Annotated in this window: 23 protein-coding genes and 1 tRNA gene; 18 read left to right on the top strand and 6 right to left on the bottom strand. The window is 63.9% G+C overall.

Going from position 1 to position 22,577, the window contains the following annotated elements:
• The first annotated feature begins 72 nt into the window (after positions 1-72).
• From ACSE4D_RS03300 to ACSE4D_RS03285, 4 genes are all read left to right on the top strand, one after another.
• A complete protein-coding gene (locus ACSE4D_RS03300; protein WP_135537160.1) occupies positions 73-477 on the top strand; it encodes a hypothetical protein in 405 nt (134 codons plus the stop codon).
• A gap of 120 nt (positions 478-597) precedes the next feature.
• Positions 598-807: a hypothetical protein gene (locus tag ACSE4D_RS03295; protein WP_135537159.1), complete on the top strand. Its 210-nt coding sequence runs from the start codon at positions 598-600 to the stop codon at positions 805-807.
• On the top strand, positions 807-1,679 hold the full coding sequence (locus ACSE4D_RS03290; protein ID WP_436326640.1) for a hypothetical protein: 873 nt from the start codon (positions 807-809) through the stop codon (positions 1,677-1,679). Before ACSE4D_RS03295 ends, ACSE4D_RS03290 begins: the two co-directional genes overlap by 1 nt.
• Before the next feature lie 149 nt (positions 1,680-1,828).
• On the top strand, positions 1,829-2,800 hold the full coding sequence (locus ACSE4D_RS03285) for a squalene cyclase (protein ID WP_135537156.1): 972 nt from the start codon (positions 1,829-1,831) through the stop codon (positions 2,798-2,800).
• Between the two features lie 13 nt (positions 2,801-2,813).
• Here ACSE4D_RS03285 and ACSE4D_RS03280 read toward each other — a convergent pair whose 3' ends face one another.
• The 5 genes from ACSE4D_RS03280 to ACSE4D_RS03260 all read right to left on the bottom strand — a co-directional run bounded on the left by ACSE4D_RS03280 (position 2,814) and on the right by ACSE4D_RS03260 (position 8,899).
• Positions 2,814-3,275 carry a nuclear transport factor 2 family protein gene (locus ACSE4D_RS03280; protein ID WP_135537155.1) on the bottom strand — a complete coding sequence of 154 codons (462 nt, stop codon included), beginning with the start codon at positions 3,273-3,275 and terminating at the stop codon, positions 2,814-2,816.
• 139 nt (positions 3,276-3,414) lie between these two features.
• A protein-coding gene (locus tag ACSE4D_RS03275; protein ID WP_426936496.1) for an IS3 family transposase occupies positions 3,415-4,649 on the bottom strand; the annotation gives its coding sequence in 2 pieces (ribosomal slippage) (positions 3,415-4,364 and positions 4,364-4,649; 1,236 coding nt in all).
• 147 nt (positions 4,650-4,796) lie between these two features.
• Positions 4,797-5,393, bottom strand: a complete 597-nt coding sequence (locus ACSE4D_RS03270) for a hypothetical protein (protein WP_135537154.1) — start codon at positions 5,391-5,393, stop codon at positions 4,797-4,799.
• Positions 5,394-5,718: 325 nt separating this feature from the next.
• Positions 5,719-7,047: a serine hydrolase domain-containing protein gene (locus ACSE4D_RS03265; protein WP_135537153.1), complete on the bottom strand. Its 1,329-nt coding sequence runs from the start codon at positions 7,045-7,047 to the stop codon at positions 5,719-5,721.
• 97 nt (positions 7,048-7,144) lie between these two features.
• Positions 7,145-8,899 (bottom strand): biotin carboxylase, encoded by a 1,755-nt coding sequence (locus ACSE4D_RS03260; RefSeq protein ID WP_135537152.1) that lies wholly within the window; start codon positions 8,897-8,899, stop codon positions 7,145-7,147.
• Positions 8,900-9,083: 184 nt separating this feature from the next.
• Here ACSE4D_RS03260 and ACSE4D_RS03255 point away from each other — a divergent pair, with 184 nt between their 5' ends.
• The 14 genes from ACSE4D_RS03255 (at position 9,084) to rplL (ending at position 21,500) form a co-directional block, all read left to right on the top strand.
• Entirely contained in the window at positions 9,084-9,533 is a 450-nt protein-coding gene (locus ACSE4D_RS03255) for an FAS1-like dehydratase domain-containing protein (protein WP_425120267.1), read from the top strand.
• Positions 9,530-9,973: a MaoC/PaaZ C-terminal domain-containing protein gene (locus tag ACSE4D_RS03250; protein WP_135537151.1), complete on the top strand. Its 444-nt coding sequence runs from the start codon at positions 9,530-9,532 to the stop codon at positions 9,971-9,973. Before ACSE4D_RS03255 ends, ACSE4D_RS03250 begins: the two co-directional genes overlap by 4 nt.
• On the top strand, positions 9,970-11,067 hold the full coding sequence (locus ACSE4D_RS03245) for a UDP-N-acetylmuramate dehydrogenase (protein ID WP_240689508.1): 1,098 nt from the start codon (positions 9,970-9,972) through the stop codon (positions 11,065-11,067). The genes ACSE4D_RS03250 and ACSE4D_RS03245 overlap by 4 nt, the downstream gene beginning before the upstream one ends.
• A gap of 42 nt (positions 11,068-11,109) precedes the next feature.
• Complete coding sequence (locus ACSE4D_RS03240) at positions 11,110-12,768, top strand: metallophosphoesterase (RefSeq protein WP_240689507.1); 1,659 nt, start codon at positions 11,110-11,112, stop codon at positions 12,766-12,768.
• Between the two features lie 126 nt (positions 12,769-12,894).
• Positions 12,895-12,967 (top strand) — tRNA-Trp (locus ACSE4D_RS03235).
• 96 nt (positions 12,968-13,063) lie between these two features.
• A complete protein-coding gene (secE, locus tag ACSE4D_RS03230; RefSeq protein ID WP_135537149.1) occupies positions 13,064-13,342 on the top strand; it encodes a preprotein translocase subunit SecE in 279 nt (92 codons plus the stop codon).
• Between the two features lie 82 nt (positions 13,343-13,424).
• Positions 13,425-14,267, top strand: a complete 843-nt coding sequence (gene nusG / locus ACSE4D_RS03225; RefSeq protein ID WP_135537148.1) for a transcription termination/antitermination protein NusG — start codon at positions 13,425-13,427, stop codon at positions 14,265-14,267.
• Between the two features lie 303 nt (positions 14,268-14,570).
• Entirely contained in the window at positions 14,571-15,008 is a 438-nt protein-coding gene (rplK, locus tag ACSE4D_RS03220) for a 50S ribosomal protein L11 (RefSeq protein ID WP_135537147.1), read from the top strand.
• A 65-nt stretch (positions 15,009-15,073) separates the two neighbouring features.
• The gene (rplA, locus tag ACSE4D_RS03215; protein WP_135537146.1) at positions 15,074-15,769 is read left to right on the top strand and encodes a 50S ribosomal protein L1; all 696 of its coding nucleotides are present in this window, start codon (positions 15,074-15,076) and stop codon (positions 15,767-15,769) included.
• 244 nt (positions 15,770-16,013) lie between these two features.
• Entirely contained in the window at positions 16,014-17,306 is a 1,293-nt protein-coding gene (locus ACSE4D_RS03210) for a helix-turn-helix domain-containing protein (RefSeq protein WP_135537145.1), read from the top strand.
• A 192-nt stretch (positions 17,307-17,498) separates the two neighbouring features.
• Positions 17,499-19,022 carry an acetaldehyde dehydrogenase ExaC gene (gene exaC, locus ACSE4D_RS03205; RefSeq protein ID WP_135537144.1) on the top strand — a complete coding sequence of 508 codons (1,524 nt, stop codon included), beginning with the start codon at positions 17,499-17,501 and terminating at the stop codon, positions 19,020-19,022.
• Between the two features lie 125 nt (positions 19,023-19,147).
• Positions 19,148-20,167, top strand: a complete 1,020-nt coding sequence (gene adhP / locus ACSE4D_RS03200; protein WP_135537476.1) for an alcohol dehydrogenase AdhP — start codon at positions 19,148-19,150, stop codon at positions 20,165-20,167.
• A 353-nt stretch (positions 20,168-20,520) separates the two neighbouring features.
• Positions 20,521-21,054: a 50S ribosomal protein L10 gene (gene rplJ / locus ACSE4D_RS03195; RefSeq protein ID WP_135537143.1), complete on the top strand. Its 534-nt coding sequence runs from the start codon at positions 20,521-20,523 to the stop codon at positions 21,052-21,054.
• Positions 21,055-21,113: 59 nt separating this feature from the next.
• A complete protein-coding gene (gene rplL / locus ACSE4D_RS03190; RefSeq protein ID WP_135537142.1) occupies positions 21,114-21,500 on the top strand; it encodes a 50S ribosomal protein L7/L12 in 387 nt (128 codons plus the stop codon).
• A gap of 148 nt (positions 21,501-21,648) precedes the next feature.
• Here the strand turns inward: rplL and ACSE4D_RS03185 are convergent, their stop codons facing one another.
• Positions 21,649-22,443, bottom strand: a complete 795-nt coding sequence (locus tag ACSE4D_RS03185; RefSeq protein ID WP_135537141.1) for an MBL fold metallo-hydrolase — start codon at positions 22,441-22,443, stop codon at positions 21,649-21,651.
• Positions 22,444-22,577: the final 134 nt, after the last annotated feature.

Below are 22,577 nucleotides of genomic sequence, written 5' to 3'. Positions count from 1 at the left end.
GCGCGAGTATACGCATCGCCAATCAGCGCAGAATGCGGACCACACTGATCGACAGGATGCGAGACTCAAGCAATGAGTAAGCAGAAATTGTACCTACTGTTCGCTGAACAGACGTCTCCGTTCGACCCAGACGACAAGATTGATCCGCTGGTCGGCATTTTTAGCGATGAGGCCGAGTGTGAACGAATCGAAAGGGAGCAGACGGGCTACAAAATCAGCTGGGAGGAACGCGACGTAGAGGATGCCGATGACCACACGATCGAACCCGGCGACACCGTTTACGCCTACCACTACATGGCGACCTACAGGCCGACACCAGACGGTGAGGAAGCAATCGAGCTCTTAAGCGACGCCGCAGTTGAGGATGTCTTCTTTCAAGAAGAGAACGCCCGGAAGAAGCTTGAAGTCGGTGATCTCCAGGTGATCACGGTCGGTGAACTTCGACTGAACGGTGATTTTCAGATTATCGAAGGCTAACGTGCCTGAGTAGGCTCCACCCTGAAGAGTGGCCCACGCAAACATGCTCGGGCCACTCTTCTTTTGTCACCCGCGTGTCGTCCCTGGTAACTCTCCCGTGCCCGGCCGCATGCTCCGTGCATGATCGTCAGACACCTCAACGCAAGCGACCTCGGCAAGACCGTCACCCTGCCGACCCTCGCAGCCCTCGGCCGGTGCCGTAGCGGCACACTCCACTCCATCACCCTCGAAACCGCCACCGACACCAGCGCACTCCGCATCGGCGACCACCTGCACTCAGTACCCAACGACGCGACCGTGTACGTCACCACCGAAGTGAGCGGACTCTGATGGTCGACAAGAGCAACTGGGACCCGAAGAAATGCCAAGCCACGTCGAAGAAGCGTGGCGATCAATACAAGAACTACCACGTCCGCGGTCTGCGCGTATGTCTCCGCCACGGTGGGGTATCCAAGAAGGCCCGCGCCGCTGCGACTCGCAACCTCGAGCAGGACCAGCTCACCCGCGTTGCCCGCCGCCTCGGCACACCCCACACCGACCTCGACCTGGCGCAAGCACTCCTGGATCTCGTTGCATCCAAAGCTGGCGAAGTCGAGTGGTTGCGTCACCAAGTCGAGCTCTTCGAGACTGACGGTGAACTGTGGTGGGGGACGACGAAGGAATCCGAGGAAGACATCCCCATGGGCGAGAAATGGGAGACTATTCAGGAAGCCTGCCAGCACATCGTGTACACGCTGTTGCACAAAGCGCAGGACCTGCTCGCGAAGTACGCCGGCGAAACGTTGAAGGCCGGTGTCGACGAGAGGCAAGTGCGTATCGCCGAGCAGACGGGCGCCCAGTTCGAAACCGTCCTCACATCACTCCTCACCGCCATCTCCGCGCCCCCCGGAACAAATGCAGACCGCGGCCACCGAGATCCCACGGATCCTCAGCAACCTCGCAGGGGGTGGCAAATGAACGTCGAATACGTCAGATACCAAGAAGGCGAGAAGCAACGCCGCCGCATCCGCAACGCCTCCATCGAACTCGCCATGACCTACCACGCGATCGACCGCACACCGGACGGCGTGACGATAGGTGATCACGTCAACAGCATTGACACCAACGCCCTCGAGCCGACCGATAATGCGGCCGGCACGGGCATGTTGTGGGTGCAAACAGGGGCCCCTCCCGCTACCGATCAAGCCACTCACCAGGGATAAGGTCCCGGCGTGGGGGTCTTCTCTTATGCTCAGGGCCGGTCCGAGCGCGACGGATGTCCGTTCGACCGCAATTCGGCGGCGGGTATGGTCATCAGACGGTTCGTCACCTACTCTCATAGAGACTGTTCGACCGACGCGGGAGATCAACGATGATCAACGCACAACTGTCCGACTGGCTGCTCGATTCCGACCCGTCCTTGCGCTGGCAGGTCGAACGTGACCTCCTCGGTGCTGAGGACTCGACCTGGCAGTCAAGCAGAGCCGAAGTCGCACACGTCGGATTCGGTGCCGAGCTGCTCTCCCGACAGGACCCGGATGGGCAATGGGCCGGCGGAGCATATTTCCCCGCCGGCTTCGATTTCAACACTGAGCGTTCACAGCCGTGGACGGCGACGACCTGGGCGCTCAAGGACCTGCGCGAGTGGGGAGTGGCTGCGTCGGTGCTGGCAGGGACCGCAGAGAAATTGGCGCCCGTTCGGTGGGAATACGAGAACCTGCCTTACTGGGGCGGCGAAGTCGATGTGTGCATCAATGCGTGGACACTGTCGAACGGCCTCTGGCTGGGTGCCGATGTCGACGGGCTCGTCGACTGGTTCCTCGACCACCAGCTCGATGACGGCGGATGGAACTGCGAATGGGTCGACGGCGCGAAGGTGTCCTCCTTCCATTCCACCCTCAACGCCCTCGTCGCGCTCCTCGATTACCAAAAGTCCGCCGGTGACAGCGCACGCGTAGCTCAGGCCCGGGCCGGGGGAGAGGAATACCTGCTCGTCCGAGACCTGTTCCGCCGCCGAGGCACCGGCGAACCCTTCGACGAACGTGCCCTGGCGCTGTTCTGCCCCAGACGGTGGTTCTACGGGATCCTGCCGGCACTCGATTACTTCCGAGAAGCGGCACGAACCGATTGCACCGATCCGGATCCGCGCATGCGCGAAGCCGTTGAGATGATCCGGTCTCGCCGAGGAGCGGACGGACGCTGGCAACAGGAGCACCGCCTCGGCGGGCAAGTCTGGTTCCATGTCGACGCACCCGTCGGCGAACCCTCGAAATGGGTGACGCTGCAAGCCCAGCGGATCCTCGACTGGTGGGATGCCTCCGCCACCGCCCAAGGCGGCGATTGAGCCCACGAATGTCTTACCGGAGGTCGAATTCCCTGCCGCGGTTCTCGGCCGGTCGGGGCCCACGGATCCAGCGGTCCGCCTCGGCGATGGCGACATCATTGATGCTTGCTTCACGGCGTGCCATCAGCCCCTGAGCATCGAACTCCCACAACTCGTTTCCATAGCTGCGCCACCACTGACCGCCGGCATCGTGCCATTCGTATTGGAAGCGGACGGCAATGCGGTTGTCATCGAATGCCCACAGATTCTTGCGCAGCGCGTAGTCGAGTTCGCGGTCCCATTTGCGGGTGAGGAACGCAAGGATCTCATCGCGGCCGGTAATGAACTCATCGCGATTGCGCCACACCGAATCCACGGTGTAGGCCGCGGCGACTGTCTGCGGACTGCGAGTGTTCCACGCATCCTCGGCGCCCTGGACCTTCTGCGCGGCGGAGTCCCGATCGAACGGCGGCAATGGGGGACGGTGCTCAGTCATGAGGGGTCCTTCCCGGCCGCGTCCGTGTCTGCCTGTCTGGAGGCGTGCCTGCGGCCTGGCCCTTCATGCTACTCGGTGCCAACCGCGGCGGGAAGGTCTGGACTGTGTCAAGTTGTTTCGACAGGAGAACACTATTTCCTCAAGCAGCCCGGTCGGCTGCCGATGATTCCGTCTCGGTGCGATCGAAGAACGACTCCATCGCCCGGGCAGGGATCTCATAGCCCAACGCCGAGTGACGCCTCTTCCGGTTGTAGAACACCTCGATATACTCCGCGACCGCCAGCCGTGCCCTTGCGCGAGTAGCGAATCGCTGACGATGGAACATCTCATTCTTCAACGAAGCGAAAAACGCCTCCGCGACCGCGTTGTCCCAACACACCCCAGTCCTGCCCACTGACAAGCGAACCTGCATCAATCGTGCGACTTCCGCATACTCCGCAGAGGTGTACTGGCTGCCTCGATCCGAATGCGCTATTGCGCCCTCGGCAACGTATCCGCCCTGGTAGGCGACCTTAAGAGCATCGATGATCAGACTCGTGCGCATATGCTTCGCCGTCGCCCACCCCACCACCATCCGGGTCGTGAGATCGATGACCGTGGCCAGGAACAACCACCCCTCACCCGTCTTCAGATAAGTGATGTCGCTGACCAGATGCGTCGTGGGTACCGGCGGGTTGAACTCCCGCCGCACCAGATCCGCCCTGTCCTGGGCATCGGCGGCAGGGATCGTGGTTCGCTTCGTTGCCCGGGGTTGGACACCCGCGATCCCGAGCTCGCGCATGATCGCAGCGACCAACCCCAGCGAAACGGTGATCCCTTCGGCTGCGAGATCCTTGTGGATCCGGCGAATGCCGTAGACCTTGTTCGACGCCAACCACAGGGCGTAGACCCGGTCGGCGACGATCTGGCGGCGACCACGCCTGGACTCAGGGTCCGGTTCGGTGTCCTGCCGGTTCTTCCACGCATAGTAGCCGGTGCGCTCAATTCCCAGAATCTGGGTCATCAAGGTGACGGGGAAGGCGCCTTCTTCGGTGTGGATCAGCTCGTACTTCGCGCTCACGGCTGTTCCTTCGCGAAGAAGGCCGCGGCTTTTTTCAAGAACGCGTTCTCCTGCTTCAAACGAGCGATTTCCTTGGCCATCTCGGCCGGGTCATCACTGTTGGCGTCGGGAGCGCGTCGAGCTGATCCGGAGCCGGTTCCTTCAGTGCCAGTGGCCTTCGCGACCCACCGGCCCAGCGTCGACTCGTTGATGTCGAGGTCGCGGGCGACTTCGGCTCGGGACTTCCCGAGGTCGGTGACCATCGCGACGGCGTCGGCCTTGAACTCCGAGGTGAACTCTCTGCGGGGCCGCCGCGGGGATTGGCTGGTAGTCATGTGCAGCAGTTTCCTTTCATCGGGTTCTGCTGTCTACTCAAATCATGACACCCCAGTCGATGCGCAGCCGCGGCACAGAGACCCCATCCCCGCCGAGTGACGGGGACGGGGTTGCGTCGGGGTGGTGCCTGCTGGAATCTGACCGAGTCAGTCCTTGAAGTCGAAGTCTTCCTTGTCGATGCCGGGGAACATGAGTTCGTACTTGATCATCTGACCTTTGTGGTCGACGATCTTCACCGTCCCGAAGTACTTCCGCTCGCCCTTGTAAGCCTCTTTGTCCTTGACGGTGACCTGGCAGGACTTGAATCCGTACCACTCTCGGAGCTCCATATCGGAGTCGCACTTGGCTTCTTTGAGCTTCAGCTCGAGCTTGTTCTCGAACAGATCGACGAGGTCAGCTTCGATCGACGAAGCGGGCACGGTGCCGTTGCCGTCCTTGTCGATCTTCATCCCGTCGTCACTGGCCCAGTTTGTCGTCTTCGCAGCGTCGGCGAACGGATCGGTCGATTCGGTGTCGGTCGGCTCCGCCTCGGCGGGTTCGGAACCCGGCGATTCCGCCGGTGTCGTCTCGACTGACCCTCCGCCGAATCCGCCTTCGGGAGACTCGGCGGCTTCGGACTGTGTGTCTTCGGTCGGCTTGTCGGCACCGGGCCCGCCGCAGGCGGCCAGGGACAGGGCGAGGGCAGTTCCTGCGGCCGCGGTCAGCAGGCGGGGCATCAGATAAGTCCGACGAGTCGGTGTCATGGTCTCTCTCCTTCGCACGAACTGCGATCACAGAAGTTGTCAATACGTGAATGATTCTGCCATGGCCGTCAGCCTGCCGATGCGGCTGAGTGTGCGGATCCGGCGACAGCTGTGCCGATTCGGACACACGGAACCTGCGGAAGTGCCGGAACGCGGCCGACGAGACAGGCCGACGAGACAGGCCGACCGGTTGTGCGGCAGGCATCAGTCACCGTCAGCGTCGCACTGCACCGTTGCACCGAGGTGGTATGCCGCTGATGGTGACTGATGGTTCGGTACGTCGAGGAGAAGAGCCCACCGGCTCGGGGCGATTCGGTGTCGGCCGTTACCCGACTGCCGGGGCGGTCGTGTTGACGGCCTTCGCCATGGCCTCGAAGGCGCGGATCGTGGGGAACAGCTTCGTCGCATCCTGCGGCAGCCCCCAGCTGGAGAACTTGACGCCGACGATGTTCGCCCCTGGGTTCATGTAGATCATCTGGCCGTGGATGCCCAGGGCCAGGAACGCGTGGGAATCGGGGAACGGGAACCAGAACTGATTGTGATAGGCCCCGCCTGGCATCCGATTGTCGCCGGGTCCTTCGGCAAAGGCCCGCCGCACCTCCGCCGAGGTCGTCAGGGTGTCGCCGATCCACGTCGTCGGTGCGACCTGCTGGCCGGTCAGCGATTGGCCGCGATTGGCGTAGACGTAACCGAACCGAGCGAGGTCGCGCAGAGTGGTGTTGATGCCGCCGTCGAACATTCCGACGCCGTATTGGTCGGTGGCGATGAGCGCATCCTGCTCCGCGCCGATGTGCGACCACAGCACCCGCGACATCAGCGACTGCATGCTCTCTCCGGCAATCTTCTCGCACACCCAGCCGAGCACATCGGTCTCACACGAGCGGTATTCGAAAACGCCGCCGTGTTCGGACTTCGCCTCTAAGGTGGTGAGGAACTCGTACATTCCGATGCCCGGGTTCTCGCGCTTGGCCTCGGTCCAGCCGATCGACTCCTCGATCTGTCTGACCTCGGACTTCGGATCGAGGTAGTCCTCGGAGAACCGGATGCCCGAACGCATATCGAGGATGTGGCGCACCGTGGCTCCGGCATAGCCGGACTTCGCGAGTTCGGGAACGTAGTCGGTGACCAGGCGGTTCGGGTCGAGGTCGCCGGAGCCGACGAGCACGCCGGCGACCGTTCCGACCAGCGACTTCGATACCGACATGAGCAGATGTTCGGTGCCCGGCGTCATCCCGCCGAAGTACTCCTCGGCGAGCACTGTCCCGTTGTGCATGAGCAGCCACGCGTCCGTATCCGAAGCTTCGATGACGCTGCGGACGCTGCGCGCCTCGGAGTGCTCGGTCGCCGGTATCTCGACCTCACCGAGGTCCTGCAGGTCGGCCGGGAGTTCGGCCACCGGCCCGGTCCCGCGCGAGATCGGCGTCGTGGGCAGAACCTCTTTCACGTTCTGGAATGACCACCGAACATTGCCGGGTTCCTGCCAGTTGTCCCGATCGACGCCCGCGGAAGGGTCCACGCCCAGCGGCGGCGCGACCGCAGCGGGATCACCGCCGGCGGCGGCCGCGACATCGACGGACGGGTCGGCGATGGGCGGAGTGCCGACCCCCGCCGAGGAGGGGGTGGGCGTGGCGTTGTCCGGTGACGGTTCGGTCACGGTGCACCTTTCGGTCGGTTCGGAATGTTGCGCATCCAGGGCAGGCAGGAACCCCGCCGCATCAACTGTGACGAGGCTACCACCGGGGATCCGCCGCTCAGTCGCCCTTCGCACCGGGCCCGCCGAGGGCCGGTGCCGGGTCCTCCGCGGCGACCGGGACGCCGGCATACATGGCGCGGATCGAATCGATGAAGTGCTTGGCCCTGATGCTCAGCGAATCGGGTCCGCCCACATTGGTCTGCAGCGGGTTCTTCGTCACCAGCACTCCGAGGTCGGCGCCTTTCCACCGGTAGTCGCCGGCGCCGAAGATGCGCAGGAAGAACACTTCGTTGCCGTTCTGCAGCGGATGCCAGTCCAAGGCCGCCCGCTTATAGGTCAGCGTCCCGTACTGGTCGAGGTAGTACTGACCGGTCAGCGGCGAATGCGTGATGTATTCGGTGATCGGAGCCGTCTCCTTGATGATCATCTGGCTCCACTCGTCCGCACCGGAGAGCTCCTCCCACCGTTCGTTGATCTCGTTGACGTCGAGGTCGAATTCGACATCGAGGTACTCGAGCAGGTGGAACAGGAACAGCGGCACATCGGCGTAGGCACCGGCGGTGACGTTCGTGATCGCCGAGGCGCCGGAGATACGCGGATTGAGCTCACCGAGGTAGCAGACGTCGCTGTCGAGGTCGACGAGGACATCGACTTCGAAGAACCCGCGATAGCCGCGTTTGCGCAGACCCTCACCCATTCGCCGAACGAGGTCGCGGGTCTGGGCCCGCTGTTGGGCGGTGAGGACGTCGGGCTTCATCTCGTTGCCGCACCATCCTCCCTTGTAGGGAGTGAGTTCGGCGAAACCGGCGAGCTCGGTCAGATACGGACCGACGACGACACCGCTGGAGGTGATGACCGCCTCGACGGCGACCGGAGTGTTGTTGATCCGCTTCATCACCTTGAGCTGCTCGCCGATGATGTCGTCCTTATGCTTCTCCCAGTCAGCGGGTCCGGAGATGAAGAACGTCGTCTTCCCCGAATCGCCGTAAGGAGTCTGTACGACCAGGTCGGTGCCCAGCCCCTCCTCAGCGGCCCGCTTGTTGAGCTCTTCGTACGCCTCAGCTGTGGTCAGCACGTTGGGGACGGAGAAGGCGCCGGCCTCGTTGCCGAGCTTCGTCGTCTCGATCTTCGAATCGAGCTGATTGCGCAGAGCCGCCGACGGCAGGATGAGATCGTAGCCGAGCTCGCGGCAGATCCGTTCGGTCTCCTCATCGAAGAAGACCATCGCCACCTTCACCCGCTCCCCGTGGGGAACGCTGCGCGTCATATGCGCGCGCACTTCGGCATTGAGCAGCAGCCAGTTGTTGATCGCCTCACCCGAGTCGAACTCGACATAGGGCTTGTAGCGGGGGGAGAACACCCGCGGGTGCGCGCCGTCCCACCCGTCGTAGTACGTGATGTAGGAGAAGTTGCGCACCCACCGGTCGAGACCGAGGAGGTTGAACGGGGTGGCCCCGACGAAGTAGATCGGAGTCTGATTCGTCCGGAAGAAGTGACGCACTTCGGAGACGTTGCGCAGTGGGCGGCGGATCTGGACGCGGTCGGCTTCTTTGCCTGTGTAGGCGGCGTCGGTGGCGACTGTGACCTCGACCTGCGGCTCGGCGTCCTCGTGCACGGTCGGCTCAGAGCTCGCGACGGCAGCGACTGCAGGGGGTGCAGCAGGCGTCGCGGCGGCCGGTCCGGCGGCCGCTGGAGAGCCTGGTCCGGGAGCATGCGGAGAGGGAACGGCGACTGCGTCCTTGACTCGGGCACCGGAATTCGCTTTCTGCGACTCAGGGATCGCTGGGCCTGCGCTGGGGGATTCGTCGGTCATCGCACTACTCCTTAGCAAACGTGATGTGGATAACATATACCAGTTTCGTAGTCCTGGGCCCGATGGTGCGGCAATTGTGTGAATCGGACGCGAACGAGCGGCCGAATGTTCGCCGATGAGCGTCGCGGCAGGCCTGTGCCTTAGGCTGGTGTCGATACTGACCACAGTGGAAGAGAGAGCGCATATGCCGGTGAATACCGAGAAGCAGGGGGCCTCGTTCTCCCTGCCGCAGCCCTATGAAGTCTCGCGGGAGGCGGTCGCGGAATTCGCGCTCGCCACCGGGGCCAAGGCCGAATACCATTTCGACACCGAGGCGGCCACCTCACTGGGCTACCGCGACGTCGTCGCTCCGACGACCTTCGCCGTGATCATCGCGCAGAAGTCCGAGGCGGCCTACATCTCCGATCCCGATTCGGGCATCGACTTTTCGAAGGTCGTCCACGGCTCCGAGCAGTTCTCCTTCACCCGCCCCATCGTCGCCGGCGACGTGCTCTCCGCCGTCACCCATGTCGACGGTGTCCGTTCCGCGGGCGACAACGCCATGATCACCACCCGCACCGAGATCACCGACGCCGCCGAACAGCCCGTCGTCACCGTGACCTCGACCATTGTCGTGAGAGGAGACGGAGAATGAATCCCATCGACTTCTCCGCGCTGACCATCGGAGACACTGTCGTGGAGTCCGAGATCCCACTGTCTCGGGCCACGCTCATCGACTACGCCGCGGCCTCGGGCGACCACAACCCGATCCACTGGAACGAACGCTTCGCCCGCGAGGTCGGACTTGACGGAGTCATCGCCCACGGCATGCTCTCCATGGCCGTCGTCATCGCCCCTCTCGTCGAATGGCTCGGCGACCCCGGTGCGATCGTGGACTACCGGACGCGCTTCTCCGCTCCGGTGCCCGTCCCCGACGCCGAGACCGGGTCGCCGGCGACCCCGACGACCGCGCTGAAGATGACCGCCACCGTTGGAGCGGTCGACGCCGCCGTCGGCACCGCCCGCATCGACATCGCCGTGAAGTCCGGCGAAGCCGATGTCCTCAGCCGCACCCAGGTTCGGATCTCCCGGTGACCGAAGCCGTGAATGAGGATCTCTCGACATTCACCACCTTCCGCCTCGGCGGTCCGGCCGAGCATGTGACCATCGCGGAGATCCGCGAGGAGCTGCTCGACTTCTGTCACGCCCACCCGCTGGAGCTGACCGGCGACGACCGTTCCGACGTCCTCTTCATCGGGGGCGGGTCGAACCTGCTCATCTCCGATGACGGGTTCGACGGTGCCGTGTGCGTCGTGCGCACCACCGGGGTGACGACGACCGAGACCACGAGCACCGATACACAGGTCACTGCCGAGGCGGGGGAGGACTGGGATGCATTCGTCGCCCACACCCTCGACCTCGGTCTGTCCGGGCTCGAAGCGCTCTCCGGCATCCCCGGCTCGGTCGGGGCGACCCCGATCCAGAACGTCGGGGCCTACGGCACCGAGGTCGGTGAGCTCATCACCTCCGTCGAGGTCTTCGACCGTGTGGCCGGGCAGATCCGTCGTCTCAGCGCCGTCGAACTCGAATTCGGCTATCGCACCTCGGCGCTCAAACGCGCGCAGGCCGCGGTCGGAACCCCCCAGTTCGTCGTGCTGTCGGTGACCTTCGATCTCCAGCACAGCGAACTCTCCCTGCCCGTGCGCTACGCCCAACTCGCGTCCGCACTCGACGTCGAGATCGGCACCCGCGTTGCGGCGGCCCTCGTGCGCGACAGCGTCATCGCGCTGCGTCGGTCGAAAGGCATGGTCCTCGACGGGGACGATCACGATTCCTGGTCGGCCGGCTCCTTCTTCACCAACCCGATCGTCGACGACCCCGAGATCCTGCCGGCGGAAGCCCCGCGCTACCCGGTGACCGATCCGCTCAGCGGGGCGAAGATCGAAGGGAAGACGAAGACCTCGGCGGCCTGGCTGATCGAACACGCCGGGTTCGCCAAGGGCTTCAGCATCGGTGACGGACACGCCGCCTTGTCGAACAAGCACACCCTGGCGCTGACGAATCGAGGACACGCGAGGACGGCCGATGTGATCGATCTCGCCCGCACCGTCGTCGACGGAGTCGCGGACGCCTTCGGCATCACGCTCGAACCGGAGCCGACATTCATCGGCTGTTCGCTGGACCGCTGAGACCAGCCGTGGGCAGCCAGCACCTTCTTTAGACTGGTGGACGTGTCTTCACGTCGCAGAACCATCACTCTCATCATCACCCTGGCCGCGGTCGGTCTCCTGACCCTGCCGTGGGCGCTGTTCACCTCGCGGGCCGATCTCACCTTCGGTCCCCACGAAGCGCAGTACCAGGTCACCGCGGACTCCCGGCTGACCGTCGACTTCGGTCCTCTGGGGAAGCTGCTCGTCCCGGCCGAGGACTACATCCCGCTCGGCCTCGGGCTGCGGGTCTCCATCGGCGAGATCCCGGTCTCCGGTGATGCCAGTGATGAGCAGCGACCCGCCGCAGACCCCGACGCGGTCGACGATCCCGGTGGAGGAACGGTCGACGCCCTCGGCGGTGACGTGGCCTCCTACGCCTCGCTCTTCTCCGCCCCGCAGGCCCAGGTCGACCAGATCGTCCACGGACTCAGCCAAGCGATCCTCATCCGCTGGGCTCTGGCGGTCTGTGTGATCACCGGCGGGCTCGTCGGTCTCGCCGCCTTCCTCGGCCCGCGGCGCGTAGAGGCCATCTCGCGCGCCTTCGTCGGCAAGGAGCTCCTCGGCATCGGCCTGGTCGTCGTCCTCGTCCTCGCCGGTCTCGGCACCGTCGTGTTCAATCGGCCGAAGCCGATCTCGGCGGACCCGGCTTTCGACGGCACGCCCTTGGCCGGATCTCAGGTCACGGGCCGCCTCGGCGGGATCATCGACACCGCGGTCACCGCGGTGCAGGACTTCGCCGACGACAACGATGCGTTCTACGACAAGGTGCTCACGACCCTGCGCGCCGAATGGGATCAGCGGCCGATCTCGGGCAACTGGACGGACAGGGGCATGGTCCCGCCCGCCGGAATCGGAGGTCCGGGGGGAGAGGACGGGGACTCCGCCTCAGGGGCGGACGAGGATGCGGGCGTGACGACCTTCGTCTTCGCCTCCGACATCCACTGCAATATCGGTATGGCGCGCGTCGTCGGAGCCGTCGCCGGAATGAGCGGCGCCGATGCCTATATCGACGGCGGGGACGTCTCCATGACCGGCACGTCGGCTGAGAACTACTGCCTCGACGTGCTCGACGATGAGCTGCCTGAGAAGCTTCCGCGCATGATCGTCAAGGGCAACCACGACTCCGTGGAGACGACCAGGCATGCGAAGTCGACCGGGTGGAAGGTGCTCGAGGACTCGACGGCCGAGATGGGCGGGGTCACCTTCTTCGGAGCCGCGGATCCGCGTCGGACCGTCTTCGGCTCCGGACCGCAGCTCGAAACGGAGCTCACCGTCGACCAATACGCTCAGCGACTGCGTGATGAAGCGTGCGCGACCGACTTCGACATCATGCTCGTCCACGACCCGGCAGTCGGTGCCCCGGCGCTGCGTTCGGGGTGTGCCGACTACGCTCTGAGCGGACATTGGCACCGGCGAGTGGGCCCGGAGACCTCCGGTTCGGGGGTCCGCTACGTGAGCTCGACAACGGGCGGAGCGCTGGCGAATGCGCTCACCCCGGGCCCGCTGCGCATGGACGCGGAACTGAGCATCATCCGCGTGGACAACCGGACCAAACGACCCATTGACATGCAGCTGATCACGGTCAACCCCAAACAGGAAGTCCGCATCGATCCGTGGGTGCGCTTCCCCGAACCCCTGCCGCTCGCGGCTCAGCCACCGGCCGAGGAACCGGGTGAATGAGCGGGTGCCGGCACGCCTGAGGAACCATCCGGATGCTCGGTTCGACGAACGGCGGTCGGGCACGGTATGCTCGTTTCTCGTGGTCGGACACCACAGAGATCCGCACGGAACTCATCGTCCGGCCGAAGGGGTGTGGCGCAATTGGTAGCGCAACGGTCTCCAAAACCGTAGGTTGCAGGTTCGAGTCCTGTCACCCCTGCGCAGTTGACTCTGCCGAAGTCTCATCGGCCAGGCGCCGTCCTCGACCGGCATGAACAATTGTGAAGCCCCAACGAAACCGACCGAGTGAGGATGTGTGAGCGACACACCGGCAAAGAAGACTGGCAGCGCACCCAGCAGTGCCTCCGGTCCTAAGAAGCTCGGGTTCTTCGGACGAATCCTGCAGTTCTTCCGCGAGGTCGTGGCCGAACTCAAGAAGGTCGTCACCCCGACACGGAAACAGCTGGTCAACTACACGTTGGTCGTCCTGGGGTTCATTCTGTTCATGATGCTCCTCGTCACGGTCCTCGACCTGGTGTTCGGCAAGCTCGTCGGATTCGTCTTCGGCGGAACACCGCTGTGGCCTTTGTGGTGACTCGCTGTTCGCAGCGACGCACCTTATGCTGAACCTTCACTCCCATCCGGGAATCACAACACGCGAAGCGAGGAATTGATCGGTGTCGGATACCAACTCACCTGAGCAGGAGACCCCTGAGACCCAGGACGTCACTCCCGAAGAGTCGGGTGCCGCTGTGGTGCCCGAAACCGAAGCTTCGGACGTCGAGGCTGTCGCCGCCGATGACGCGGACGTCGAAACTGCTGACGACGAGCAGACCGCCGAGGCCGACCAGGCCGAATCCTCCGAAGACAGCGATGCTGCCGAAGCCGCTGCCGACGAAGTCGATCCTGCCGAGGAGTTCAAGGCCGAGCTGCGCATGCAGGAAGGTGACTGGTACGTCATCCACTCCTACGCCGGCTACGAGAACCGCGTGAAGCAGAACCTCGAGAACCGCACCATCAGCCTCAACCTCGAAGAGTACATCTTCGAATCGCAGGTGCCGATGGAAGACGTCGTCGAGATCAAGAACGGACAGCGCAAGCAGGTTCGCCGCGTGCGCATTCCCGGCTATGTGCTCGTCCGTATGGAGCTGACCGACGAGTCGTGGGGCGCCGTGCGCCATACCCCGGGTGTGACCGGATTCGTCGGCAACGCCTACGACCCGACCCCGCTGTCGATCGACGAGGTCTTCTCGATGCTCGCCCCGGTCTTCGAAGAGCGCCAGGCCGAAGCCGCCGCCGCTGAAGGTCCGGCCGCCGAAGCCGCTGCGAAGTCCGCCCCGATCACCGAGGTGGAGTTCGAGGTCGGCGAGTCCGTGCTCGTCAAGGAAGGCTCCTTCGAGGGCCACCCCGCCACGATCCAGGAGATCCGTCCCGAATCGCAGAAGCTCACCGTGCTGCTGTCGATCTTCGAACGCGACGTCCCCGTCGAGCTCGGCTTCGACCAGGTCGCGAAGCTGTGACATTGCACTTCTGAGCCGATCGTGCAGCCGCGCAGCGGCGGCGATCGCCGACGCAGGGGCCCGGATGATTCCGGGCCCCTGCGTCGTCTCCGGGGGCGCTGATGCAGCGGTCGTGTCCGCGGGGGAGGGGGCGGCCGCCTCGGCGATGGTGGCGTGCGGTGATCCGCCTCACGGGCATTTGCTCCCGGGACTGCCCGCATGGAATACTGGTGTGGTTTGATTGCGGCCCTTATCGGATGGTCGCCGTCGAACGATGTGCTGTATATGTCTGGCACATCGAAACTTCAAGATTAAGGACCGTACATGCCTCCCAAGAAAAAGGTAGCCGGCCTCGTCAAGCTCCAGATTCAGGCAGGTGCCGCTAACCCGGCTCCTCCGATCGGTCCGGCGCTTGCCCAGCACGGCGTCAACATCATGGAATTCTGCAAGGCCTACAACGCCGCCACAGAATCCCAGCGTGGAAACATCGTTCCCGTCGAGATCACCGTGTTCGAAGACCGTTCGTTCACCTTCGTTCTCAAGACCCCGCCGGCCGCTGAACTCATCAAGAAGGCCGCTGGAGTCAAGTCGGGTTCGGCCACTCCGCACACCGTCAAGGTTGCTCACCTGAGCGCCGACCAGGTGCGTGAGATCGCCACCACGAAGATGCCCGACCTGAACGCCAACACCCTGGAACAGGCCGACCGCATCGTTGCCGGAACCGCGCGTTCCATGGGCGTCACCACCGACATCGAGGTCTGAAGACCTCACCTCACACAGTGGCAGGGCCTGCGCAGCCCACACCACGACTGCAAGGAGCAAAGCAGATGGCAAAGCGTTCAAAGGCCTATCAGGCCGCGGCTGAGAAGATCGCCGCAGATGTGAACTACGAACCGGCTCAGGCAATCGCCCTGGCTAAAGAGACCACCGTGGCGAAGTACGACGCTACGGTCGAGGTCGCCCTCCGCCTCGGGGTTGACCCCCGCAAGGCGGATCAGATGGTGCGCGGCACCGTCAACCTTCCGCATGGTACCGGTAAGACCGCCCGGGTCCTGGTGTTCGCTGCCGGCGACCGTGCAGAAGCTGCCCGTGAAGCAGGTGCTGACTTCGTCGGCTCCGATGACCTGCTGGAGAAGGTGGCCGGAGGGTTCACCGACTTCGATGCCGCTGTTGCGACCCCTGACATGATGGGCAAGGTCGGTCGTCTCGGTAAGGTGCTGGGTCCCCGTGGCCTGATGCCGAACCCGAAGACCGGAACCGTGACCATGGATGTCGCGAAGGCCGTGACCGACATCAAGGGCGGAAAGATCGAATTCCGCGTCGACAAGCACTCGAACCTGCACTTCATCATCGGAAAGGTCTCCTTCTCCGAGGAAGCACTGCAGGCGAACTTCGATGCCGCGGTCGACGAGATCCTGCGACTGAAGCCGTCCTCCTCGAAGGGCCGCTACATCAGCAAGGCTACGATCACGACCTCGAACGGCCCCGCCGTTCCGGTCGATCACTCGGGCCTGCGCCTCTGATCGTCTGATCAGCGCGCTTGAGGGGCGGGAAGCGAGTTTTCGTTTCCCGCCCCTTCCCTTTCCCTCCCCCCTTGCTACCTGACGGCGGCCCAGCAACCTCGCGCGAGGTTGCTGGGCCGCCGTCAGGTAGCAAGGGGGGAGTCTCGGTGGGTGGGTGCGGTCTTGCCCGAATACAGGTTCGCGGTTAGATTATGAGCATTCGAGGCTCTCTTCCGATAACCGCCGATGGAGGTGGATCGTCCGCATGGATTCGACGCTTCTGCTCGAAGACGCGTATCAGCGCACCGTGCGTCGGGCCCATGAGCGCCTGGAGCCGCTGATACCCGGCCGACCGAGCGATGAGTCCCGGCTGCATGGTCATCTTCGCGGTGTGCGCACCTCAGTGCTCGAATCGTGGCATCGATCGCTCGACCGGCTGCGTGATCCCGCGGGTGCAAGGGTGCACGTGGCGTATGAAGCAGATCAGCTGACCGAGGTGAGACGTCGCCATCCTTTTCACGCGATCATGCCTCTGCTGCGATCGCATCTGCTCGAACCTGCGAAAGACTCGGGACTGCTGGCCGCGCTCGGTGATGAGCAGGGCCGTCTGCTGTGGATCGAAGGCGAGCGGAGCGTGCGCAATCGGGCTGAGACCATGGGCTTCGTCCCCGGAGCCGACTGGTCGGAGGAAGTCATGGGCACCTCGGCGCCGGGCCTGGCCCTGCAATCGGGAACTGCGGTGCAGATCAGCCGTGCCGAGCACTTCGCTCCCGACGTCCATTCCTGGAGCTGCAGCGCCGTCCCGGTGACGCATCCGCTGACCGGGCAGGTCATCGGCATCATCGACGTCACCGGCGGAGACGACGCCGTGTCCTCGATCGTGCTGCCGCTGCTCTCGTCGACGGCCAAGGCAGCCGCAGCCCGCCTGTCCGAGCTCTACACGCCGCAACAGGGACGAGACACCGGCACCGAGGCGGCTGGAACAGAGCTGACCGTCCTCGGTGCGGGGCCCGCCCTGCACTCACCCGGCCGGGCGGAAGTCGCCCTGACCCGGCGTCATGCCGAGATCCTGCTTCTGCTCCACCGATTCCCCGACGGGATCAGCGGATCAGGACTCGTCGAAAGACTGTGGCCGGTCGGCGGCAGCGAAGTCACCGTGCGGGCGGAGATCACCCGGCTGCGCAGGGCCATCGACGGAGTCGAGCATCTGAGCATCGAGGCGCGTCCCTACCGGTTGCGCGGGCAACTGGGCTCCGACCTCGAGCGCACTCTCCAGGCGCTGTCCCGGGGCGACATCGATACAGCGCTGGAGTTCTATCGGGGGAGTGTGCTGCCGGATTCGGACGCTCCGGGCGTACGCGAGATCGGCGCGGAGGTCGATGCGCTCATGCGCGAGACCCTTCTTCAGGACGGGACTTGGCAGCAGCTTTGGCGCTATTCCGAACTTCCGGACTTCCGCGGGGACAACGAGATCCTCATGGCTGTCCTGAGGCTGGCGCCTCCGGATGCTGCCGAGCGCAACTCGGCCGTAGTGCGGTTGGAATCCCTCGGGCACTGACGTCCTCAGGCGCTGACTTCAGGGAGAGTCGCGGGTCGATGAGCTTCTTGCCGCAGGGGTGCGGGAGGGGGCGGGAACCGATGACCCGACCGCTCACAGGCTGTGATGCAACCCCTATGCAACGTTGCCTTCAGTAGCGTCATTCTCACACGGAGAACATCCGGTGAAAGCAGACGCATCAAAGGAGTTGCAATGACTGTCTACGCACAGCCTGGTCAGGACGGATCGCTCGTCACATTCAAGTCCCGCTACGAGAACTTCATCGGGGGCCAGTGGGTGCCGCCGGTCAACGGGAACTACTTCGACAACCCCAGTCCCGTGACCGGCCAGGTATTCACCGAGATCCCGGCCAGCACCGCCGAGGACATCGAGCTTGCTCTCGACGCTGCGCACAAAGCCGCGCCGGCCTGGGGTAAGACCTCGGTCGCCGAGCGGGCGAACATCCTCAACAAGATCGCAGACCGCATCGAGGAGAACCTCGAGACGCTCGCCGTCGCTGAAACCTGGGACAACGGCAAGGCGATCCGCGAACCCCTCAACGCGGACCTGCCCCTGGCCGTCGATCACTTCCGCTATTTCGCCGGGGCCATTCGCGCTCAAGAAGGTGGGCTGTCGCAGATCGACGAGGACACCGTGGCCTACCACTTCCACGAACCGCTCGGCGTCGTCGGACAGATCATTCCCTGGAACTTCCCGATCCTCATGGGAGTGTGGAAGCTGGCACCTGCCCTGGCGGCAGGAAACGCCGTCGTCCTCAAACCCGCGGAGCAGACGCCGGCCTCGATTCTCGTGCTCGTCGAACTCATCGCAGACCTGCTGCCCGAGGGTGTGCTCAACGTCGTCAACGGCTTCGGCCTCGAGGCCGGAAAGCCCTTGGCCTCGAACAAGCGGATCTCGAAGATCGCGTTCACCGGTGAGACGACGACGGGCCGTCTGATCATGCAGTACGCCTCGCAGAACATCATTCCGGTGACTCTGGAGCTCGGCGGCAAGTCGCCGAACATCTTCTTCGAAGACGTGTTGGCCAAGAACGATGCGTTCGCGGACAAGGCCCAGGAGGGCTTCACCATGTTCGCGCTCAATCAGGGCGAGGTGTGCACCTGCCCGTCGCGTGCACTGATCCAGGATTCGATCGCCGACCCGTTCCTCGAGGCGGCCGTCGCCAGGACGCAGAAGATCGTTCAGGGCAACCCGCTCGACACGGAGACGATGATGGGTGCGCAGGCCTCAAACGATCAGTTCGAGAAGATCATGTCGTACCTGGACATCGGGCGGCAGGAAGGCGCCGAAGTACTCACCGGCGGCGGCAAGGCCGAGCTCGACGGAGATCTGGCCGGCGGCTTCTATGTCCAGCCGACGATCTTCAAGGGCACGAACAGGATGCGCATCTTCCAAGAGGAGATCTTCGGTCCCGTCGTCTCGGTGGCGACTTTCTCCGACTACGACGATGCTCTGACCACCGCCAATGACACTCTGTACGGCCTCGGTGCCGGAGTCTGGTCTCGGGACGGCAACACCGCCTACCGGGCCGGTCGCGACATTCAGGCCGGACGTGTGTGGGTGAATAACTATCACGCCTACCCGGCCCACGCGGCCTTCGGCGGGTACAAGGCTTCGGGCATCGGGCGTGAGAACCACAAGATGATGCTCGACCACTACCAGCAGACGAAGAACCTGCTCGTCAGCTACTCGGAGAACGCGCAAGGCTTCTTCTGATCCAATTGCTACCCGACGGCGGTCCAGATACCTCGCGCTAGGTTGCTGCGCCGCCGTCGGATGCTTCCACCACAGATCCAAACCCCGTTGTCACATGTATTCACGTCATCACAAAGGAGCGAATGATGTCCGAAATGAAAGCTGCAATGGTCAAAAGCCTGGGACAGGAACTTGTCGTAGGTGACAGCCCGATTCCCGCGCCCGGTCCCGGTCAGGCACTGGTCAAACTCATCGCCTCCGGCGTCTGCCACACCGATCTCCATGCCGCTCATGGAGATTGGCCGGTCAAACCGAAGGTCCCGCTCATCCCCGGCCACGAAGGAGTCGGCATCGTCGAGCAGGTCGGTGAAGGCGTCACCGAGGTCGAAGTCGGCCAGATGATCGGCAACGCCTGGCTGTGGAGCGCCTGCGGAACCTGCGAGCATTGCCGTCAGGGGTGGGAGACGCTCTGCGAGCAGCAGGTCAACGGCGGCTACGGAGTCGACGGATCCTTCGGCGAGTACATGCTCGTCGATACGAAGTTCGCCGCGGTCATTCCGGACGGTGCCGACCCCTACGAGATCGCGCCGGTTCTGTGTGCGGGAGTCACCGTGTACAAGGGACTCAAACGCACCGAAGTCAATCCCGGCCAGTGGGTCGTCATCTCCGGCATCGGTGGACTCGGCCACATCGCTGTCCAGTACGCGGTGGCCATGGGCATGCGTGTCGTCGCGGTCGACGTCGCCGAGGACAAGTTGGCTCTGGCGAAGAAGCACGGAGCGGAGATCACCGTCAATGCCTTCGCCGAAGACCCTGCCGAGATCATTCAGGAGAAGATCGGAGGATCCCATGGAGTCCTCGTCACCGCGGTCCACCCTGCGGCGTTCGGTCAGGCGATCGGTATGACCCGCCGAGGCGGCACCATCGTCTTCAACGGTCTGCCGCCAGGTGATTTCCCGGCCCCGATCTTCGACATCGTGCTCAAGGGCCTGACGATCCGCGGTTCGATCGTCGGCACTCGTCAGGACATGGTCGAAGCGCTCGAGTTCTACGCTGCCGGCAAGATCCACCCGACCTTCTCGAAGAGGCCGCTGGATGACATCAATGCGATCTTCGACGAGATGATCCACGGGAAGATCGACGGCCGCGTCGTCATCGAGTACTGACGGGCCAGGTTACCCAGAGAACTCCCTGACGGCGGCGCAGCAACCTCGCGCGAGGTTGCTGCGCCGCCGTCAGGTGGTGTGAGGGGGATCTCTGGGGGCGATTGGACTTGTTGCGAAAGACTTCGTTACACTGAAAACACCCAAGACCGTCGGTCTCTGTGGAACCACCAGGATTCACCATCGAATCTCGGTGTCTGCAGGCGAAGACTCCCAGAGAGTGACCCACGCAGGTGAGCTCGAGATTCTTCCGTTCGATTCCTTCCGGAATCCTACGGCCAAGCGTTTCACGCCTTCCTGCGTGAAGCGCTTTTTCTGTTGTCGGGACAGACCGGACGACTTATGAAAGGAACACCATGGCGAGGCCAGACAAGGCAGCCGCAGTCGAGGAGATCAAACAGCAGTTTGAGAACTCCGACGCTGTGTTGCTGACCGAGTACCGCGGTCTCACCGTCGCGCAGCTGAAAGAACTGCGCGTTTCTCTCGGTGAGAACGTCAGCTACGCCGTGGTAAAGAACACGCTGACCAAGATTGCAGCCAAGGAAGCCGGGATCACCGGTCTCGATGAGCACCTCAATGGGCCCACCGCGATCGCGTTCGTCAACGGCGAACCCCCTGAGGCTGCCAAGGCTCTGCGTAACTTTGCCAAGGCGAACGACAAGCTCGTGGTGAAGGGCGGCTACTACGATGGAGCCGCACTCAGCCCCGAACAGGTCAACCAGCTCGCCGACCTCGAATCCCGCGAAGTGCTGCTTGCAAAGGCAGCTGGTGCTATGAAGGCAAGCCTCCACCAGGCGGCTTACCTCTTCACCGCTCCGCTGGTCAAGGCCGTGCGCACTGTCGATGCACTCCGCGAGAAGCAGGACGACGCTCCTGCTTCCGACGCCTGAGCATCACCCCCAACCAACCCGGTCACACACCGTGACCATCACAGGAAGGACTAGCCACCATGGCTAAGCTCACCACCGACGAGCTCCTCGAAGCTTTCAAGGAGCTCACGCTCATCGAACTGTCCGAGTTCGTCAAGAAGTTCGAAGAAGAGTTCGACGTTGAGGCTGCCGCTCCGGCCGCCGCTGTCGCCGTCGCCCCTGCCGCCGGAGGCGGAGAGGAGGCTGCTGAAGAGCAGACCGAATTCGACGTCGTCCTCGAAGCAGCCGGCGAGAAGAAGGTTCCCGTCATCAAGGAAGTCCGTGGGCTCACCTCCCTCGGACTCAAGGAAGCCAAGGACCTCGTCGACGGAGCTCCCAAGGCCGTCCTCGAAGGCGCTTCGAAGGAAGACGCAGAGAAGGCCAAGGAGGTCCTCGAGGCCGCCGGTGCCACCGTCACCCTCAAGTGACTCTGTGCTGATTGCGGCCAGTGCCGCATTCTGAAGAACCCCACAGCATCAGCTGTGGGGTTCTTTGCGTCTTCACCCGTTCGGTCCCAGCCAGCCCCGGGCTGAGCGTGCGGCGTTCGAGGCTGCGGAAGAGGTGGGGCACGAGACCTCAGGAGAGGCTGAACTCCAACGGAACTCGGCGGTCATGATCCCCGGGCATCGTGCGGGCGGGCAGGGCCACCTCGGTGTCGTCCTGGTGAAGACGCATTCCATCGATGTCGCCGAGCTGACGCTGTACGAACCCGCGATCGACGGGCACGCCATGTCCGGGAATGAAGGTCGTCGCCTCCGGGAAGTCGAGGATCCGACGAAGGCTGTTCGCCCACTGACTGAGAGAGGAATCGGCGGCTGCCTGGGGAGGATCGCCCTCTTCGACGAGGTCGCCGACGAAGACGACACCCGACTCGGGCAGGCGGACGATGAGATCGGCTGTCGAATGGCCTCCGAGGACATGGAATTCCGCCCAACAGTCACCGAGATCGACGCCGCTGACATGCTGAGTGGACGAGTCGACCGCGGTGACGTCGACGAAGAGCTCGCTGGGATCGAGAGGCAGCTGTGAGGCGAAATCGGCGGTGGCGGGGTCGTGGCGCAGCGCATCGAGGGCAAGCCATGTGCTGGCCGCCTGATCCGTGGCGAAGGAGGACGAGGCGAAGGCTCGGTCGCCTCCCGCTTCGAGCAGCGCGGCGGCCCCGAAACAGTGGTCCCAATGATCGTGTGTGATGACCAGATCGGTTCGTGCCGGACCGCTGGTCTGCGCTTGCAGCTCTGCCGCCCGGGCGGCGAGGTGCCGGCCGGTGTCCGGACAGGGGCCGGCATCGACGATGAGGCTGCCGCTGCTGCCGGTGATGATCGCGCTGTTGACGGTCGCGGGATCGGTGCGAAGCACGCTGATAGTCGTCATACTATGAGTCTAGAGGGGACGAGCCTTGCTGCTGCGGGTGAGCTGAGGCACGTCGAGCACGACATCCGTCCTCCTCGGTGGCTAAGATCGCAGTCGGCGGCGACAACGCAGTCATCAGCTTCTGGGAACGAGGA

Origin of the sequence: Brevibacterium sp. FAM 27836 (assembly GCF_051351055.1) — a bacterium.
In the GTDB taxonomy this organism is placed as follows: domain Bacteria; phylum Actinomycetota; class Actinomycetes; order Actinomycetales; family Brevibacteriaceae; genus Brevibacterium.
This window is presented reverse-complemented; position numbering and strand designations above follow the sequence as displayed.